We start from the raw sequence: 16302 nt of genomic DNA, 5'->3' as shown, positions 1-16302 counted from the left end.
GGGTGACGGTGCGCGAGAACGCGGGCGCGAGCCACTTCGCGATCATCACCCCCGGCAACCCGGTCTACGAGGCCAACGAGGCGGCGATGCTGGCGGTCATCAAGTGACGGTTTGCGGCGGCCTTCGGGCACGCTAATTGCCGGACAAGGACAAGGGGGGAAACAGCCATGAAACACCTGATCGCCGCGACCGCGCTGGCCGCCACGCTCGCCGGTTGCGCGCCGGTGGAGCCGCCCGCCGCCAGCTTTGCCGTCACCGATACGGCCGACTACAACCCGATGACGGTCAACGCCGTCCCCTCCGATCCGCCGACCGCGCGCATCGCCTATGGCAGCGCCTCTGCGCGGCAATATGGCGAGCTGCGGGTGCCCAAGGGGAAGGGGCCGTTCCCGGTCGCGGTGCTCTATCACGGCGGGTGCTGGGCGGGGATGGGGGGCACCGCCAACCTCGCCGCGCTGGCGAGTTTCCTTGCGAAGAACGGCATCGCGACCTGGTCGCCCTCCTACCGCGAGCTGGGCTCGGACGGGGGCTGGCCCAACACCTTCACCGACTGGGCGCAGGGCCTTGCCCATGTGAACAGGCTCGCGCGCGACTATCCGCTGGACCTTACGCGCATCACCCTGATGGGCCATTCGGCGGGCGTCACCCCCGCGGTGTGGCTGGCGAGCGGCGACAAGGGCGATGCGGTGGTCGCGGGCGAGCTGCCGCGGGTGCGCGGCGTTGTGGCGCTCGACGGGCCGCTGGCGCTCGGCGCCTTCGTCGGGCCGGATGCGGCGATCTGCGGCAAGCCGGTGATCGCCCCGCTGGTGGGCGGCACCCCGGCCGAGGTGCCGGGGCGTTTCGCGATGCTCGACCCCGTCACTAACCCGCCGCTCGCAAGGCGCCTGCTGGTGATCGACGGCGCGCTGCCCGATCCCGATCCGGCGCTGCTCGCGGCGCTCAGGGCGCAAGGGGTCGCGGTCGAGGTGATCGCCATCGACCAGCAGCAGCATTTCAACCTGCTCGTCCCAGGCACGAAGGATTTTGCGGCCATCGCTCCGGCGCTGCTGGACATTGCCGGGGCGCGGTGAAAAAGCTGCGGGCATGATCGAGCGACGCGAATTCATCGGGACGGCCGCGCTGGCCCTGCTGGCCGGCGCCGCGCCCGGGCTCGCTGCGGGAGTGGACATGGAAGAAATCTACGGACTGATCGGCCAGATGAAGGCGGTTCCCGGCAAGCGGGCAGAGCTCGCGGCGATCCTGCGCGAAGGGACCGGGGCCATGCCGGGCAACCTCCTCTACCTGATCGCCGAAGACCTCGCCGATCCCGATGCGATCTGGATCACCGAGGTGTGGGCGACCCGGACCGATCACGCCAACAGCCTCAAGCTGGAAGCGGTGCAGGCCGCGATTGCCAGGGGCCGTCCGCTGATCGCGGGCTTCGGGGTGCGCGCGGAAACCCGTCCGGTGGGCTATGCCGGTTGAGCTGTCCGAGGCGGAAGCCGCCAACGAGCTGATGCGGCTGGCCCGCCAGATCGCGCATCACGACCGGCTCTATCACGCCGAGGATTCGCCCGAGATCACCGACGCCGAGTACGACGCGCTGGTGCGGCGCAATGCCGAGATCGAGGCGGCCTTCCCGCATCTGGTCCGCGCGGATTCGCCGAGCCGCAAGGTTGGCCACGCCATCGCCGCCTCGCCCTTGGGCAAGGTGGTGCACGAGGTGCGGATGATGAGCCTCGACAACGCCTTCAGCGGCGAGGAGGTGGCCGAGTGGCTGGCGCGGATGCGGCGCTTCCTCAACCTGCCCGAAGGCGAGCCGCTGGCGGTCACGGCGGAGGACAAGATCGACGGCCTCTCCTGCTCGCTGCGCTATGAGAACGGCCGTCTGGTGCGTGCGGCGACGCGCGGCGACGGGCAGGTGGGCGAGGACGTGACGGCGAACGTCGCCCACATCCCCGACATCCCCCAGCAGCTCCCTGCGGGCGTCCCCGAAGTGTTCGAGGTGCGCGGGGAGGTCTATATGGAAAAACAGTCCTTTACCGCACTCAATGCTGCGCAGCATGAAGCGGGGGGAAAGATCTTTGCCAACCCCCGCAATGCCGCTGCCGGGAGCCTCCGGCAAAAGGACGCAAGCGTCACCGCCAAGCGCCCCTTGCGCTTCTGGGCGCATGGCTGGGGCGCGGCCTCGGCGGTGCCGGGGGCAACGCAATCGGAGGTGGTGGCGCGGCTCAGGGAGTGGGGCTTCCCGGTCTCGCCGCTGTTCGTGACGATAGAAGGCGGGGCCGACGATCTGGTCGCCCATTTCGACGCCATCGGCGCTGCGCGTCCGGACCTCGCCTATGACATCGACGGCGTGGTCTACAAGCTCGACCGATTGGACTGGCAGGAGCGTCTCGGCTTCGTCGCGAAAGCCCCGCGCTGGGCGCTCGCGCACAAGTTCCCGGCCGAACGCGCCGAGACGATCGTGCAGGGCATCGACATCCAGGTCGGGCGCACCGGCAAGCTCACGCCGGTGGGCCGCCTCGCGCCGGTGCTGGTCGGCGGGGTCACCGTGACCAACGTCACGCTCCACAACCGCGACGAGATCGCGCGGCTCGGCCTGCGCGTCGGCGACCGCGTGGTGATCCAACGCGCGGGCGACGTGATCCCGCAGGTGGTCGCAAACCTCACCCGTGACGAGGCGCGCGCGCCTTTTGTGTTCCCCGACCATTGCCCGCAGTGCCAGTCCGAAGCCGTCGCCGAGGAGGGCGAGGTCGACGTGCGCTGCACCGCCGGGCTGATCTGCCCGGCGCAGCGCACCCAGCGCCTCGAGCATTTCGTCAGCCGCAAGGCGCTCGACATCGAGGGGCTGGGCGAGAAGACCATCGCGCAGTTCTTTGCCCTCGGCTGGCTCGAAAGCCCTGCCGACATCTACCGTCTGCGCCGCCGCCGGCCTGAGATCCTCGCGCTCGAGGGCTGGCAGGACAAGTCTGTGGACAACCTGTTGGCAGCCATCGAGGCCAAGCGCGCGCCCGATGCGGCGCGGCTGCTCTTCGCGCTCGGCATCAGGCACGTGGGCGAAGTCACCGCGCGCGATCTCATGAAGCATCTGCACGAACTGCCGGTGCTGCGCGCGCTCGCCGAACGCGCTCATGCGGGCGACGCCGAAGCAGCGGGCGAACTCACCGCCATTGACGGGATCGGCCCGAGCGTCGTCGAGGCGCTGGGCGACTTCTTCCACGAGCCGCACAATGTCGCCGTCTGGGAAGACCTCCTCAATGAAGTCACCCCGCCGCGCTACGAGGTCAAGACCGTCGCCTCGCGAGTGGCGGGCAAGACGGTCGTCTTCACCGGCAAGCTCGAGACCATGAGCCGCGACGAGGCCAAGGCGCAGGCCGAGCGGTTGGGCGCGAAGGCGGCCGGATCGGTCAGCGCCAAGACCGACCTGCTGGTGGCCGGGCCCGGCGCGGGATCGAAGCTCAAGAAAGCGGCCGAACTCGGGATCGAGGTGACCGACGAGGCGGGCTGGGCGGCGATCGTTGCCGAGGCGCTCGGTTAGCCGGCCGTGTCGGCGCGCATCGCCAGCGTCGCGGAGCAGTACGTGGCCTGCCACCATCTGCTGGTCGCCGATGGCGCGCCTCAGGACTGGATCGACGGCGCAGGCGTGAGGCACCTCGGGCTCGACCGCAACCACGCTGACCACGGCAATGTCGCGCGCGCCATCGGCGCGCTGCTGGCGGCGGGGGAGGGTTATCACGCCATCGGCTTTCTCGACGCCGACAACCACATCGATCCCGATCATGTGGCGCTGTGTCTCGCAGCTGCCGGCGAACCGGCCGATGCGCCCGATCTCATCGTCGCCCGGCGCCGCATCGACCTGCCCTGCGGCACGCCGGTCGCGGCCGAGGAGGAGCCCGGGCTGGTCGTCACCAACTGGCTGTTCCTGCTCCCCGGCGCCTTCCCGGTGATTGCCCGCTGGGCGCTGATCCCGCCCTCGCTCGCCGCGGTCGGCGACCGGGTGTTCCACGCCGCGCTCGACGCTGCCGGCTGCCGCATGGCGCACACCGGGCGCGAGAGCGTCACCTATGTGAGCCGCTGGGTGGTCCACTATGCCGCGAGCGGCGACGCGGTGCCCGCCGATGCCCGCGCGCTCGATTTCGATGCCATCGCGGGCTGGGTCGCCGCGCTCGAGCCCGAAGAGCGCCGCGCCCTCGAACGCAGGATCGGCGCGCGGGTCACGCTGGCATGAGAAGGGGAGGCGCGGGATGATTCTGGAGGAACTTCACCCTCAGGCCTCGCGCATCGCCGCGCTGCTGCGCGCGCGGGGCGAGAAGGTGGCGGTGGCCGACGGGGCGACCGGCGGGCTCATTGCCGCGACGCTGCTTACCGTGCCGGGCGCGCTCGACTTTTTCGTCGGCGGGGGCGTGGTCTACTCTTTCCGCGCGCGCGACGTGCTCTTCGCCTTGCCGCGCGAGGCCTACAAGGGGATGCGCGGGGCCACCGGGGACTATGCGTTGCTCCAGGCGCGGGCGATCCGGGACAATTTCGGCGCGGAGTGGGGGCTGGCCGAGAGCGGCTCGGTCGGCGGGTCAAGCCACCCGAGCGGCGCGCCTGCGGGGCGCAGCGTGGCGGCGATTGCGGGGCCGGGCGGGGAGCACACTCGCCTCGTCGAAACCGCCAGCGACGACCGCATCGCCAACATGGCCGCCTTCACCCGCAACGCGCTGGCGCTGCTAGAAGAGGCACTGGGCAGATGATTTTTTTCGCGTCGCCTGTCGAATCCGGCTTGGCAGGCGCGTCTCCGTGTCAGAGCCTTGCCACTTCCGGCTGGCCGATGACGGAGACGACCGATGCAATACATGCTGATGATCAACGAGGACGAAAGCGCCTATGCCGGGCCTGACGGCGCGGCGCTGCTGGAGGCGACGCTCGCCGGGCACATGAAGCTTGCCGAGGATCTGGTCGCGGCCGGCATCCCCTTCTCGGGCGAGCGGCTGAAGCCTGCTGCGACGGCCACCACCGTGCGCTCCGACCATGGCACCGTGACCCTGCACGATGGCCCCTTTGCCGAGACCCACGAGGAACTCGGCGGCTTCTACATCATCGACGTGCCGGGGCTCGACGAGGCGATCGCATGGGCCAGGCGCATTCCGGTGCCCAAGGGCGGGGTCGAGGTGCGCCCGGTCTGGCCGATGGGGCCCGAAGGCTGAGCGCGGCCCGCGAACGGGCGCTGGCGATCATGGCGGCGCGGCCCCGGGTGGTGGCCGCGCTTGCCGCACAATTGCGCGATCTCGATGCGGCGGAAGAGGCCTTTGCGGGGGCCACCGAGGCCTGCCTCGCGCTCGCCGATCCGCCGGACGATTACGCCGCATGGCTGTTCGTCGCGGGCAAGCGCCGCGCGCTCGATGCGATCCGCAAGGCGCGCGGCGAGGCGCGCAAGGCCGAGCGACAAGCGGAGATTGCCGACGTGGCCGACATCCTCACGCTTCCCGACCCGATCCCCGACGAACGCCTGCGGCTGCTGTTCATCTGCTGCCACCCGGCACTCGGCGCGGAGGTGCGCGCGGCGCTGGCATTGAAGGTCATTTGCGGGCTTCCGGTGGCGCGGATCGCGCAGCTCTTCGTGGTGAGCGAGCCGACGATGTTCCAGCGCATCACCCGCGCCAAGGCGAAGGTGCGCGAGGCGGGGATCGCCTTCGAACTCCCGCCGCGCCGCGACTGGCCCGAGCGGTTGGGGGCGGTGCTGCTCGCGCTCGAACTGGCGTTTACCGCCGCCTATGCCGATGCGGGGGGCGAGCTGTCGGCGGATCTCGGCGAGGATCTGGGCGCGGAGGTCGAGCACCTCGCGCTGCTGGTCGCCGAACTGCTGCCGCACGAGCCCGACGTGCTGGGGCTCGCCGCGCTGGTGCTGCTCGCGCGCTCGCGCAAAGGCGCGCGGCTGGACGCAGGAGGCGCGATGGTGCCGCTCTCGCAGCAGGACACCACGCGCTGGAGCTATTCGCGGATCGAATATGCGCAATTGCTGATGGATCGCGCGCAGCGGATCGGGCGGTCGGGGCCCTATCAGATCATGGCCGCGATCCAGCTCACCCACACGCGCCGCGCGTTCGATGGCGTGGTCGACTGGAGCGCGGTGCTGCGGCTCTACGATGTGCTGCTGGCGCTGCGGCCTTCGCCAATGGTCGCGCTCTCCCGTGCGCTGGCGCTGGCGCAGGTGGAAGGTGCCGGGGCCGGGCTGGCGGCGCTCGATGCGCTACCCGCCGACCGGCTCGCGCTGGCGCGGCCTTTCCACGTGGCGCGCGCCGATCTGCTGGCGCGCTGTGGCCGCCCCGCCGAGGCCCGCGCCGCGCTCGATGCCGCGCTCGCACTCGATCCCCCGCGCGCCGAGCGGCTATGGATGGAGAAACGCCGCGCCGCGCTCGCCTGACGCGCGCCGCGCACGGCCTGCCTTGTGCTTGCCACCGAGGTTAGGGTGACCTGTCGCCATCCCGCCTAGCCGGGTGGCATGAACATTCAGCCCCGCAGCTTCCGTGCCACCGACGATGGCGAGGACACCTTCTCCCCTTGCGCCGGTTCCCTGGCGAACACGCTCCGCGCCCATATCGAGCAAGCCGATTTCCCCTGCGTCGGCGCCAAGGCCGCGCTCGCGCAGAGCGGCCTCAGGATCGAGACCGCCGGTGATATCACCAGCCCCGCCGACGACGCCCGCATCCACCGCGCGCTCGCCCGGTGGAGCCGGATGCCCGCCATCGACGAAGCCGATTTCCGCAGCCTCGCCGTGGTTTTCCGCGGCCCGCGCGACCTGGACGAGCCGGCGTTCGAGGCCGCGCTGTGGGACCGTCTCACCAGCCTTAGCGCGCTCGACGTAGCAGCAGGCTTTGCCCCCGATCCCGGCTTCAGCACCGATCCGGGCGACCCCCATTTCGCGCTGAGCTTCGGCGGGCGCGCCTATTTCGCGGTCGGCCTGCACCCGGGCGCCTCGCGCCGCGCGCGGCGGCTGCCGTTCCCGGGAATCGTCTTCAACCTCCACAACCAGTTCGAAAAGCTGCGCGCCGAGGACCGCTACGAGCGGATGCGCGAGGTCATCCTCGCCCGCGACGAAGCCTTCGACGGCGAGCCCAACCCGATGCTCGCGCGCCACGGCGAGGTGAGCGAGGCGCGCCAGTACAGCGGGCGAGAGGTCGGGGATGGCTGGGCCTGCCCATTCGTCCGTCCCGGCAGCAACGCATGACGCAGCGCATCCTTCCGCGCAGCGGCACCGCGCTGAGTCTGGCCAAGGGCGACATCCTCACCGTGATCGATCCCGAGGGCGGGCAGGTCAGCGATCTGGTCGCGGTGGCGGACGGGGATCCGGGCGAACTCCTGTCCAACGGGCGCACCTTCGATTACGAGGAGACGCTACGCCTTACCACGGGCGCGCGCCTGTGGTCCAACCGCTCGCGGGTGATGCTGACGATCCTCGAGGACGCAGCGCCGCAGCACGATTTCCTGCTGACACCGTGTTCGGAGGCGACCTTCCGCCACTTCTACCCTGACAAGCCGGTCCATCGCGGCTGCTTCGGCAATCTCGCCGAGGCGCTGGCGCCCCACGGCGTCACGCCCGACATGATCCCTTGCGCCTTCAACGTCTTCATGAACGTGACCATTGCGCAGGACGGCAAGCTGGCGGTGCTGCCGCCCGGGACCCGCGCGGGCGACTTCGTCCGGCTGCGGGCGGAGATGGACCTCGTGATCGGCCTCACCGCGTGCTCGGCCTATGCCTCGAACGGCGGGAGCTTCAAGCCGATCGACTATGCGGTGGAGCGGGCGGGGTAGGGCCTATTCGGCGGGCTCGGCGACGGGCTGCGCGGTGCGACCCCGCTCGGTCACCTCGCGAAACGCCTCGCGGTAGCGCGGGTGCTCGGTGCCCATCCAGCGATCCCAGAAAGTGAAGTAGAAGCCGAAATTGCAGCCCGAGGAATGGTGCAGATCGTGGTGCGTGGTGGTCGCGATCCAGCTCGTCCAGGGATTGTCGACCCATCCCGCCGGAAACAGCTCGCTGCCTGCGTGCGCCATCACGTTGCGGATCATCTGGTGCCAGATGAAGAACAGGATCGCGTAGCCCGCATAGGCGATGCCGAGCTGGCTGGTGACGATCAGGAACACCGGCACAAAGGCGACCTCGATCACCGCTTCGGTCATGGTGAAGCTGTAGGCGGTCCACGGCGTGGGCGTGCGCGACTTGTGGTGGTGGAGGTGCGTGGCGCGGAACAATCGCTTGGAGTGCATCGCCCGGTGCGCCCAGTAGAACCACGCGTCGTGCGCAATCACCATCAGCGCGAATTGCCAGGCGATCGTCCACGCGCTCGCCTGCTGGATCTTCATCAGGATCACCCCGGTCTCGCGCCCCACCAGAATGGCGAGGGTGACGACCGCATAGACCGCCACGGTGCGCATCGAGGACAGGAGCTCGCGGGTGTAGTCGCCGCGGGTCGCGCGGCGCCCGAGCTGGATGCGGCGGCTTTCGGCAAAGCCGCGGAACACCAGCAGCAGCACCGTCAGCGCGCCCGCCGCGATCAGGTAGCGGCTGAGATCGAAATAGAGCACCCGCGTCATGTGCTGGGTGACAAGGTCGATCACGGAAGGCGCGGCGTCAGGCATGGCATGGAGCCTTAACGCAAAGGCATCAAATGATCATCACCTGATTGCGCGGGGACAGCGCTGATTTTTTCCTCGCCGCAAGCGGGACGGGGAAGGGCTAGCGCGCCCGCCTTCTGCGCAGCCACAGGATCGCCCAGTCGCCGCGCTGGAGCCTTGCGGCCATGCGGAAGCCGGCGCGGGTCATGGCGCGCTTGACCGCGGCCTCCTGCTCGCCCGCGAGCAATCCGGCGAGCAGCAGGCTCCCCCCCGGCAGCACCGCCTTGCCGAAGTCCGGGGCGAGACTCACCAGCGGCCCGGCGAGGATGTTGGCGATCAGCAGGTCATAGGGACCGCGCAGTTGGAGTAGCGGATCGTCCATCCCGTCGGCGACAATCATCACCGCCTCGCCAGCGCGCGCGCCCATCGGCACGGCGTTAAGCCGTGCGTTCTCCTCGACCACCCCGGTGCAGACCGGGTCGATATCGGTGAGGGTGATCGTCGCGCGCGGCCACAGCGCCAGGGCTGCAAAGCCGAGCAGGCCCGTGCCGGTGCCGATATCGGCGATGTTGCGCGCCACCACCCCGCTCGCCTTCATGTGCCCCAGCATTTCGAGGCACCCGGCGGTGGTCTTGTGCTGGCCGGTGCCGAAGGCTTGCGAGGCGGGGATCACGAAGTCGATCGCTTCCGGGTCGGCAGGGTAATCGGGGGTGTGGACATGGAAGAGCCCGGCGCGGATCGGCGGCGCGTTGTGCTGGCTCAAGGTCACCCAGTCTTCGGGCGGGAGTTCCTCGACGGTGATCGCGGGGGCCCCATTTTCCAAAACGCCCTCGAACAGCCCGGCGAGCGCGGCGGTCTCGGCCTTGCCGGGCTTCCTCGGATACCAGCCTTCGAGCACCCAGTCCTCGGGCCGGTCCTCGGCAACCTCGCGCCCGGCGATGACGAGTTCGTAGTCCCAGTCGTCGATTCTGTCATGCGCCAGCAGCGCCGCCTGCACGACGGGCTTGGGCGCAAAGGCGGAGAGTTTCCAGGTGGTGGTCACTTCGCCGCCGCTTCCTTCGCGAGCCGTTCGTCCAGCGCCTTGGTCTTGGCGTCGGCATATTGGGCGCAGGTCATCCCGCCGACCATCGTGCCCGTGCGCGCCCGCTCGGGCATGGCGCTGGCGGAGGGGTGCGGGGTGAGGAGGATGTCGCAATCGAGTGCGGCAATTGCGGCGATGCTCTCCCTGAAGGCCGCAACATATTCGGGGTGATCGGAGAAGCGGTAGGTTTCGGACGAGACCGGGGAGAGGCTGTCGGCATAGACGATGGTCTTGCAATCCGCGCCCTCGCAGCTCTTCCAGCTCCAGCTCATCGCGCCGGGGGTGTGGCCGGGCGTGTCGATCGGAGTGATCTCCATGACGTCGACAAGCAGCCCGCGGGTTTCCGGCGCATAATAGGGTATGCCCCATTTCGTCGGCTGCATCGGCGGGAGCGAGCCGAATTGCGGGTCATCTCGGTTGGCCTTGCCCGTCTGCATGACCGCGATGGCCTCACCGGAGGCAAACAGGTCTGCACCGGTCGCCGCGATCAGCCTGGCCATTCCGCCGACGTGGTCGAAATGTTCGTGGCTGGCGAGCAGCAATTGCACGTTCTTCGGGTCGACGCCGAGGCTGCGCAGATTGGCAAGAACGACATCGGCGCCTTTCTCGGTCCCGCTGTCGATCACGACCACGCGGGATACGTCGTTGATAAGGATGGCCGCAATCCCGCAGGTACCGACATACCAGGTGTTGCCGTGGACGCGGAACGGCGGGCCGGGGGTGTCCCAGCCGTCGTCGCCCTTGCAGGCCTCGGCCCATGCGACCTGACCATTGTCGCGCGCCGCGGGCGGCGGCGGTTCTTTCGCCCCGAGCAATGGCAGGGCGAGCAGCGCGGCTGCGAGAAATCTAGCGGACAAAGCTCGCTCCATTGGCGTCGATGACCGCGCCGGTCATGCTGGGGGGCGCGTCGAGCGCGCAGAAAGCGATGATGGCAGCGATTTCCTCCGGCGTCGCCACCCGGCCGAGCGGAATGTCGGCCAGCAGCCCCGGTCCGCCGCGGCTCGCCAGATAGTCGCCCGCCATGCTGGTGTCGGTGAAGCCCGGCGTGACCGCAAAGCTCAGGATGCCGTCTTTGGCATAGGCGCGGGCGATGGTCTTGTGCATGCCGACCATTCCGCTCTTGGCAGCCGCGTAATGCCAGTGCGCGGGGCTGTCACCGCGATAGGCGGCGCGGCTCGCCACGTGGACCAGCCGGCCGGCAGCCTTGCGCTCCTGCCAGTGCAGCACCGCACAGCGCGAGAGTTGCGCGGCGCTGGTGAGGTTCACGCGCATCGTGTCCTCCCAGGCATCGAGCCATTCGATATCCGAGCGCTCCAGCCGGTTCGCCTCGAAGCGGCCCGCGTTGTTGACCACGACGTCGATCTCGCCATGCGCGATGTCGAGCGCCTGATCCCACAGCGATTGCACGCTCAGGGGATCGCCGAAATCCGCGGCGATGACGGGCACTCCGCCTGCTGCGGAGACGGGCCGCGAGGCGTGTCCGATCACCTTCGCCCCCCGCGCCGCCAGCGCAGCGAGCGCCGCCTTGCCGATTCCGCGGCTTGATCCGGTAACGAGAATGTGTCCCATGCAAGTCGCTATCCGAAACTTTGCAAGCCATGTCCACTGCTCGCCGCTTGCCTCGCGCGCCAGCGGCGCTAAGTGAGGGGGCCGAATTCGAGGGATCAGACGGGATCATCATGAACCAAAGACCGCTATCGCCCCACCTCCAGATCTGGCGCTGGGGTCCGCACATGCTCGTATCCATCCTCCACCGCGCGACCGGCGACGGCATGGCGCTGGTCGGGCTCGGCGTGCTGCTGTGGTGGCTGGGCGCGCTGGCGAGCGGGCCGGAGGCCTACGAGACGTTTCAGGGCGCGATGGGCTCGCCGATCGGTCTGCTCGTGCTGGTGGGCCTCAGCTGGGCCTTCTTCACCCACATGATGAGCGGCCTTCGCCACTTCGTGCTCGATATCGGTGCGGGCTACGAGCTTGACACCAACCGCATGTGGTCGGTCGCGGCGCCGATCATCGCCATTCTGCTGACCGCGGCCTTCTGGGCCGTGATCCTGCTGGCCTGAGGGAGCACGAACATGGGTAACGGAACCTCCATCGGCCGCGTTCGCGGGCTCGGCGCGGCGCACGAAGGGCCGCATCACTGGCTGCTCCAGCGCTTCACCGCGATCGGCAATATCGTGCTGATGACCTGGCTCTTGGTCAGCCTCGCGCTGCTGGGCGACTATGGCTATGCGAGCGTGGCCAAGTGGCTCTCGCAGCCCGTCTCGGCGACGGCGATGATCCTGCTCGTCACCAGCCTGTTCTGGCACGCGCGGCTTGGCCTTCAGGTGCTGATCGAGGACTATCTCCACGACGCCGGCACCAAGTTTGCGGCGATTGCCGCGCTCAATCTTGCAACCATCGGCGGGGGCGCCTTCGGGATTTTCAGCGTCGCCGCGCTTGTTTTCGGAGGTAAGGCGTAATGGCCACCGCAGCACCCAAGGGAACCGCCGACGACGTCGGCGGCGCGCATCTGAAGGGCGCCTACACGATCGTCGACCACACCTATGATGTCGTCGTGGTCGGCGCGGGCGGATCGGGCCTGCGCGCGACGATGGGCGCGGCCGAGGCTGGCCTGCGCACCGCGAACATCTCCAAGGTCTTCCCGACCCGCTCGCACACGGTTGCTGCGCAGGGCGGGATCGCCGCCTCGCTCGGCAACAATTCGCCCGACCACTGGACCTGGCACATGTACGACACCGTCAAGGGGTCGGACTGGCTGGGCGATCAGGACGCGATCGAATATCTCGCGCGCGAGGCCCCGGCGGCGGTCTACGAGCTCGAGCACGCGGGCGTGCCTTTCAGCCGCAATGCCGATGGCACGATCTACCAGCGCCCCTTTGGTGGGCACATGCAGAACATGGGCGCCGGCCCGCCGGTGCAGCGCACCTGCGCCGCGGCCGACCGTACGGGGCACGCGATGCTCCACGCGCTCTACCAGCAGTCGCTGAAGTATGACGCGGACTTCTTCATCGAATACTTCGCGCTCGACCTCATCATGTCCGAGCGCGACGGGGTGAAGCAGTGCGTCGGCGTGATGGCGATGTGCCTCGATGACGGCAAGATCCACCGCTTCCGCGCGCAGAGCGTAGTGCTGGCGACCGGCGGCTACGGGCGCTGCTACTACACCGCCACCAGCGCCCATACCTGCACCGGCGACGGCGGCGGGATGGTGCTGCGCGCTGGCCTGCCCTTGCAGGACATGGAGTTCGTGCAGTTCCACCCGACCGGCATCTACGGCGCGGGCGTGCTCATCACCGAAGGCGCGCGCGGGGAGGGCGGCTACCTCACCAACTCCGAGGGCGAGCGCTTCATGGAGCGCTATGCCCCGTCCGCCAAGGACCTCGCCTCGCGCGACGTCGTGTCGCGTTCGATGGCGCTCGAAATGCGCGAGGGCCGCGGCGTGGGGCCGGATGGCGACCACATCTACCTGCACCTCGACCATATCGACCCCAAGGTGCTTGCCGAGCGCCTGCCGGGCATCACCGAGAGCGGCAAGATCTTCGCCGGCGTCGACCTCACCAAGCAGCCGCTGCCCGTCACCCCGACGGTGCATTACAACATGGGCGGTATTCCGTGTAACTACCACGGGCAGGTCGTCACGCTGGGGCCGGACGGCAACCCGGACACCGTCATCCCCGGCCTCTATGCCGTGGGCGAGGCGGCCTGCGTTTCGGTGCACGGGGCGAACCGCCTCGGCTCGAACTCGCTGATCGACCTCGTGGTGTTCGGCCGCGCGACCGGCCACCACCTGCGCGACAATCTGAAGCCGGGCGCCAAGCAGCCCGAACTGCCCGCCGACAGCGCCGACTTCGCGCTGACCCGGCTCGACCACTTCCGCTACGCGCAAGGCGGCTCGCCCACCGCGCAGATCCGTGCGGAAATGCAGAAGGCGATGCAGAAGCACTGCGCCGTGTTCCGCGACCAGAAGCTGATGGACGAGGGCGTCGCCAAGCTCGCCGAGCAGAACAAGCGGATGGAGGACATCCACGTCACCGACAAGTCGCTGATCTGGAACTCGGACCTGATCGAAACGCTCGAACTCGACAACCTCATGGCGCAGGCCAACGTGACCATGGCGAGCGCGGCCAACCGCAAGGAAAGCCGCGGCGCCCACGCCCACGAGGACTACCCCGAGCGCAACGACAAGGAATGGATGAAGCACACCATTTCGTGGTTCGACGGCTGGGGCGGGCGCGGCTCGAACATCCGGATCGATTACCGACCGGTGCACGAGTACACGCTGACCGACGACATCAAGTATATCGAGCCCAAGGCGCGGGTGTATTGATCACCCGCGCCTCGGCGCCAAACAGCAGGGGACTTTGTTGGGGGGCGGCATGGTCGAGAATTCCGGTGTTCAACCTATCGGGGTTTCCCTCGAAGCGGTGACCTTCTTTCTACTGCTGATTAGCATCTTTCTGTTTTTCATCTGGCGCAATCTCTCCTCGATCAGAAAGGGCCTTGAAGGCCGGGATGAAAGTACGCCGATCGAGGCGTCAGTGGTGCTTCCTGACGGTGCGGTGCAGGTAACCGTGGTCGCGCCAGCGCCAACGATTCCGCCTTCGTCGGCGGCAGGCGGACCGCAAGCAGTTTACGCGGGGGGACCGGACCTGACAGTAGCCCCGCGCGCAATTGCCGCAAGCTCCGAGGCTCCGACAAGCGTCGGCCGCATTCTCGCTATGGTCGATGAACGCCGCAACCTGCTTGATGCGTACCGCGCGGTCAACGCGAAGCGGCTAGACGACATGCGCGACGCCGACTGGACCCACTTGGGCTCACTCGTGGCCAAGGCCCGCGTTCTGTATCCCGACATTGACCCCGGTGTTTTTGATCGCGCCAGCGAGGCGGTAACGGGCTTCCCTGTCGCAATTCTCGACACCGCCCGCCGCGGGCTGAGGGACGTGCCTTCAGGTGACCCGCGCGTCGCCGACATCGAAGCACAATATGCGACTTACTGGGCGTGGTTGCGTGGGCTTGACGAGGCCATGTCGGCGGCGCTTCTCCAGCCACCTAGCTAAGGGCATGTCGGGCGGCACTGCAGCTTCGTCCGACCGTTTGCGGGTCGCGATCATCGGCGGCTACGGCAATTTCGGCACCCATGTCGCGCGCAGCCTTGCAGGCGATCCGGCGATCCGGCTGATCCTTGCTGGACGCTCGCTCGGCAAGGCGCGAGCGGCGGCGGCGGCGCTTGATGCGGCCAACCCCGCCGAGGCGGGGGCCTACGACCTCGCCGGGCCGCCCGAGGCATTGGCGGCGCTGCGGCCCGATCTCGTGATCAACATGGTCGGGCCCTATAACGGCCAGAGCTACGCCGTCGCCGAGGCGGCCATCGCCTGCGGGGCGCATTATTGCGACATTGCCGATGCGCGCGATTTTGTGACGGGGATCGGGGCACTGGACGAGCGCGCGAAAGCGGCGGGAGTCGCAGTGATCGCGGGGGCGAGCTCGATCCCCGCGCTGACCGCCGCCTATGCCGACGCGGCGCTGGAAGACATGCGCGTCATCCGCTCGCTCGACTACGGCATCAGCGGCGCGGAGCAGTCCAACGCAGGGGCGGGGACGGTGGCGGCGGTGCTGTCCTTCGTTGGCCAGCGCTTCAAGCAGCGCATCGGCGGGCGGATGGTCGCGGTCACCGGCTGGGGCGACCAGCGCCGCGTCGCCATCCCCGGCATCGGCGCGCGCTGGTTCGGCCGGGCCAATGCGCCCGATCTCGACCTCTTCGCCGCGCGCTATCCGGGGCTCGAGGAGCACAGTTTCTGGGCAGGGCACGCGATCCTGCCGATGCATTTCGGCACCGCGCTGATGGGCTGGCTGACCCGCTTGCGGCTCCTCCCCCGGCTCGACCGCTTCGCTCCGCAGCTTGTGCGCATCGCCAGCCTGTTCAACTGGCTCGGCACCGGCACCAGCGGGTTCTTCATGACCATCGCGGGGGAGGGGGCGGACGGCGCGCCGCTCACCTGCCGCCACTGGATCGTCGCGCGCTCGGGGCACGGGCCCTACATCCCGTGCATCCCCGTCATCCACATCGCCAAGGCCATGGCAGCGGGCCGCCGCTTCGACCCCGGCGCGCGGCCCTGCCTCGGCATGGTCAGCCTCGCCGAATTCCGCGCTGCCTTTGCCGATTTCGATGTTACAGAGACCTCGGCATGATCGAACCTGAACTCCCCGGTTGGGGCGACACGCGCCCGCTCTTCATCTTCGACCATGTCTGCGTGCTGTGCTCGGGCGGGGTCAGCTTCATCATGAAGCATGACCGCACCGGCAGGATCGCCTTCACCCCCGCCCAGGGCCCGCTCGGCCAGCAGCTGTGCGACCACTTCGGGATCGACTGGAACGCCACCTACGTCTTCGTCCGCGACGGTCGCGCCTTCACCAAGTCCGACGGCTACTTCGAAGTTGCCCGGGTGCTGGGCGGGTGGTGGCGGCTCACGCTCGTCTTCCGCCTCGTGCCGCGCCCCTTGCGCGACTGGGTCTACGACCGCGTCGCCCGCAACCGCTACCGCTGGTTCGGCAAGACCGCCGAGGCCTGCCAGCTCCTCACACCCGACCAGCGCGCGCGGCTGGTGTGATGCGGCGGCTTGACGGGCCAGCCTCGCGCGGGCAGC

General features: G+C 68.9%; 19 protein-coding genes. 15 read left to right on the top strand and 4 right to left on the bottom strand.

Going from position 1 to position 16302, the window contains the following annotated elements:
• Positions 1-167: 167 nt before the first annotated feature.
• From AX708_RS00800 to AX708_RS00760, 9 genes are all read left to right on the top strand, one after another.
• Positions 168-1070: an alpha/beta hydrolase gene (locus AX708_RS00800; protein WP_066530858.1), complete on the top strand. Its 903-nt coding sequence runs from the start codon at positions 168-170 to the stop codon at positions 1068-1070.
• Positions 1071-1083: 13 nt separating this feature from the next.
• On the top strand, positions 1084-1464 hold the full coding sequence (locus AX708_RS00795; RefSeq protein ID WP_066530861.1) for a putative quinol monooxygenase: 381 nt from the start codon (positions 1084-1086) through the stop codon (positions 1462-1464).
• Positions 1454-3520 carry an NAD-dependent DNA ligase LigA gene (gene ligA, locus AX708_RS00790; RefSeq protein WP_066530864.1) on the top strand — a complete coding sequence of 689 codons (2067 nt, stop codon included), beginning with the start codon at positions 1454-1456 and terminating at the stop codon, positions 3518-3520. Before AX708_RS00795 ends, ligA begins: the two co-directional genes overlap by 11 nt.
• A gap of 6 nt (positions 3521-3526) precedes the next feature.
• Complete coding sequence (locus tag AX708_RS00785; RefSeq protein ID WP_066530870.1) at positions 3527-4210, top strand: hypothetical protein; 684 nt, start codon at positions 3527-3529, stop codon at positions 4208-4210.
• A 16-nt stretch (positions 4211-4226) separates the two neighbouring features.
• Entirely contained in the window at positions 4227-4718 is a 492-nt protein-coding gene (locus AX708_RS00780; protein WP_066530871.1) for a CinA family protein, read from the top strand.
• Positions 4719-4811: 93 nt separating this feature from the next.
• Positions 4812-5171, top strand: a complete 360-nt coding sequence (locus AX708_RS00775; RefSeq protein WP_066530872.1) for a YciI family protein — start codon at positions 4812-4814, stop codon at positions 5169-5171.
• 29 nt (positions 5172-5200) lie between these two features.
• Positions 5201-6388 carry an RNA polymerase sigma factor gene (locus AX708_RS00770; protein ID WP_066530874.1) on the top strand — a complete coding sequence of 396 codons (1188 nt, stop codon included), beginning with the start codon at positions 5201-5203 and terminating at the stop codon, positions 6386-6388.
• 78 nt (positions 6389-6466) lie between these two features.
• The gene (gene gntA, locus AX708_RS00765; RefSeq protein ID WP_156443435.1) at positions 6467-7192 is read left to right on the top strand and encodes a guanitoxin biosynthesis heme-dependent pre-guanitoxin N-hydroxylase GntA; all 726 of its coding nucleotides are present in this window, start codon (positions 6467-6469) and stop codon (positions 7190-7192) included.
• Positions 7189-7776, top strand: coding sequence for a DUF1989 domain-containing protein (locus AX708_RS00760; protein WP_066530876.1), 588 nt, complete (start codon positions 7189-7191; stop codon positions 7774-7776). Before gntA ends, AX708_RS00760 begins: the two co-directional genes overlap by 4 nt.
• Positions 7777-7779: 3 nt before the next feature.
• Here the strand turns inward: AX708_RS00760 and AX708_RS00755 are convergent, their stop codons facing one another.
• From AX708_RS00755 to AX708_RS00740, 4 genes are all read right to left on the bottom strand, one after another.
• The gene (locus AX708_RS00755) at positions 7780-8601 is read right to left on the bottom strand and encodes a sterol desaturase family protein (RefSeq protein WP_066530877.1); all 822 of its coding nucleotides are present in this window, start codon (positions 8599-8601) and stop codon (positions 7780-7782) included.
• A gap of 97 nt (positions 8602-8698) precedes the next feature.
• The gene (locus AX708_RS00750) at positions 8699-9619 is read right to left on the bottom strand and encodes a 50S ribosomal protein L11 methyltransferase (protein ID WP_066530879.1); all 921 of its coding nucleotides are present in this window, start codon (positions 9617-9619) and stop codon (positions 8699-8701) included.
• Positions 9616-10515 carry an MBL fold metallo-hydrolase gene (locus AX708_RS00745; protein ID WP_197426160.1) on the bottom strand — a complete coding sequence of 300 codons (900 nt, stop codon included), beginning with the start codon at positions 10513-10515 and terminating at the stop codon, positions 9616-9618. Before AX708_RS00745 ends, AX708_RS00750 begins: the two co-directional genes overlap by 4 nt.
• The gene (locus AX708_RS00740) at positions 10505-11227 is read right to left on the bottom strand and encodes an SDR family NAD(P)-dependent oxidoreductase (RefSeq protein WP_066530888.1); all 723 of its coding nucleotides are present in this window, start codon (positions 11225-11227) and stop codon (positions 10505-10507) included. The genes AX708_RS00745 and AX708_RS00740 overlap by 11 nt, the downstream gene beginning before the upstream one ends.
• A gap of 110 nt (positions 11228-11337) precedes the next feature.
• Here AX708_RS00740 and sdhC point away from each other — a divergent pair, with 110 nt between their 5' ends.
• From sdhC to AX708_RS00710, 6 genes are read left to right on the top strand one after another with little or no spacing between them, the layout of a single operon-like run.
• Positions 11338-11718, top strand: a complete 381-nt coding sequence (gene sdhC, locus AX708_RS00735; protein ID WP_066530891.1) for a succinate dehydrogenase, cytochrome b556 subunit — start codon at positions 11338-11340, stop codon at positions 11716-11718.
• 12 nt (positions 11719-11730) lie between these two features.
• Positions 11731-12117, top strand: coding sequence for a succinate dehydrogenase, hydrophobic membrane anchor protein (gene sdhD / locus AX708_RS00730; RefSeq protein WP_066530896.1), 387 nt, complete (start codon positions 11731-11733; stop codon positions 12115-12117).
• Positions 12117-13985 (top strand): succinate dehydrogenase flavoprotein subunit, encoded by a 1869-nt coding sequence (sdhA, locus tag AX708_RS00725; protein WP_066530897.1) that lies wholly within the window; start codon positions 12117-12119, stop codon positions 13983-13985. The genes sdhD and sdhA overlap by 1 nt, the downstream gene beginning before the upstream one ends.
• Positions 13986-14034: 49 nt before the next feature.
• Positions 14035-14715 (top strand): hypothetical protein, encoded by a 681-nt coding sequence (locus tag AX708_RS00720; protein ID WP_067489163.1) that lies wholly within the window; start codon positions 14035-14037, stop codon positions 14713-14715.
• 4 nt (positions 14716-14719) lie between these two features.
• Positions 14720-15847 carry a saccharopine dehydrogenase NADP-binding domain-containing protein gene (locus tag AX708_RS00715; RefSeq protein WP_066530900.1) on the top strand — a complete coding sequence of 376 codons (1128 nt, stop codon included), beginning with the start codon at positions 14720-14722 and terminating at the stop codon, positions 15845-15847.
• Complete coding sequence (locus tag AX708_RS00710) at positions 15844-16266, top strand: thiol-disulfide oxidoreductase DCC family protein (RefSeq protein ID WP_066530902.1); 423 nt, start codon at positions 15844-15846, stop codon at positions 16264-16266. Before AX708_RS00715 ends, AX708_RS00710 begins: the two co-directional genes overlap by 4 nt.
• Positions 16267-16302: the final 36 nt, after the last annotated feature.

It is taken from the genome of Erythrobacter sp. CCH5-A1, assembly GCF_001557115.1.
Taxonomy (GTDB): Bacteria; Pseudomonadota; Alphaproteobacteria; order Sphingomonadales; family Sphingomonadaceae; genus Erythrobacter.
This window is presented reverse-complemented; position numbering and strand designations above follow the sequence as displayed.

Excerpts from the sequence above, each read along its gene's own strand:
- AX708_RS00800 (WP_066530858.1), top strand. The coding sequence starts at position 168 with ATGAAACACCTGATCGCCGCGACCGCGCTGGCCGCCACGCTCGCCGGT.
- AX708_RS00795 (WP_066530861.1), top strand. The coding sequence starts at position 1,084 with ATGATCGAGCGACGCGAATTCATCGGGACGGCCGCGCTGGCCCTGCTG.
- ligA (WP_066530864.1), top strand. The coding sequence starts at position 1,454 with ATGCCGGTTGAGCTGTCCGAGGCGGAAGCCGCCAACGAGCTGATGCGG.
- AX708_RS00780 (WP_066530871.1), top strand. The coding sequence starts at position 4,227 with ATGATTCTGGAGGAACTTCACCCTCAGGCCTCGCGCATCGCCGCGCTG.
- AX708_RS00775 (WP_066530872.1), top strand. The coding sequence starts at position 4,812 with ATGCAATACATGCTGATGATCAACGAGGACGAAAGCGCCTATGCCGGG.
- AX708_RS00770 (WP_066530874.1), top strand. The coding sequence starts at position 5,201 with ATGGCGGCGCGGCCCCGGGTGGTGGCCGCGCTTGCCGCACAATTGCGC.
- gntA (WP_156443435.1), top strand. The coding sequence starts at position 6,467 with ATGAACATTCAGCCCCGCAGCTTCCGTGCCACCGACGATGGCGAGGAC.
- AX708_RS00760 (WP_066530876.1), top strand. The coding sequence starts at position 7,189 with ATGACGCAGCGCATCCTTCCGCGCAGCGGCACCGCGCTGAGTCTGGCC.
- AX708_RS00755 (WP_066530877.1), bottom strand. The coding sequence starts at position 8,601 with ATGCCTGACGCCGCGCCTTCCGTGATCGACCTTGTCACCCAGCACATG.
- AX708_RS00740 (WP_066530888.1), bottom strand. The coding sequence starts at position 11,227 with ATGGGACACATTCTCGTTACCGGATCAAGCCGCGGAATCGGCAAGGCG.
- sdhC (WP_066530891.1), top strand. The coding sequence starts at position 11,338 with ATGAACCAAAGACCGCTATCGCCCCACCTCCAGATCTGGCGCTGGGGT.
- sdhD (WP_066530896.1), top strand. The coding sequence starts at position 11,731 with ATGGGTAACGGAACCTCCATCGGCCGCGTTCGCGGGCTCGGCGCGGCG.
- sdhA (WP_066530897.1), top strand. The coding sequence starts at position 12,117 with ATGGCCACCGCAGCACCCAAGGGAACCGCCGACGACGTCGGCGGCGCG.
- AX708_RS00720 (WP_067489163.1), top strand. The coding sequence starts at position 14,035 with ATGGTCGAGAATTCCGGTGTTCAACCTATCGGGGTTTCCCTCGAAGCG.
- AX708_RS00715 (WP_066530900.1), top strand. The coding sequence starts at position 14,720 with ATGTCGGGCGGCACTGCAGCTTCGTCCGACCGTTTGCGGGTCGCGATC.
- AX708_RS00710 (WP_066530902.1), top strand. The coding sequence starts at position 15,844 with ATGATCGAACCTGAACTCCCCGGTTGGGGCGACACGCGCCCGCTCTTC.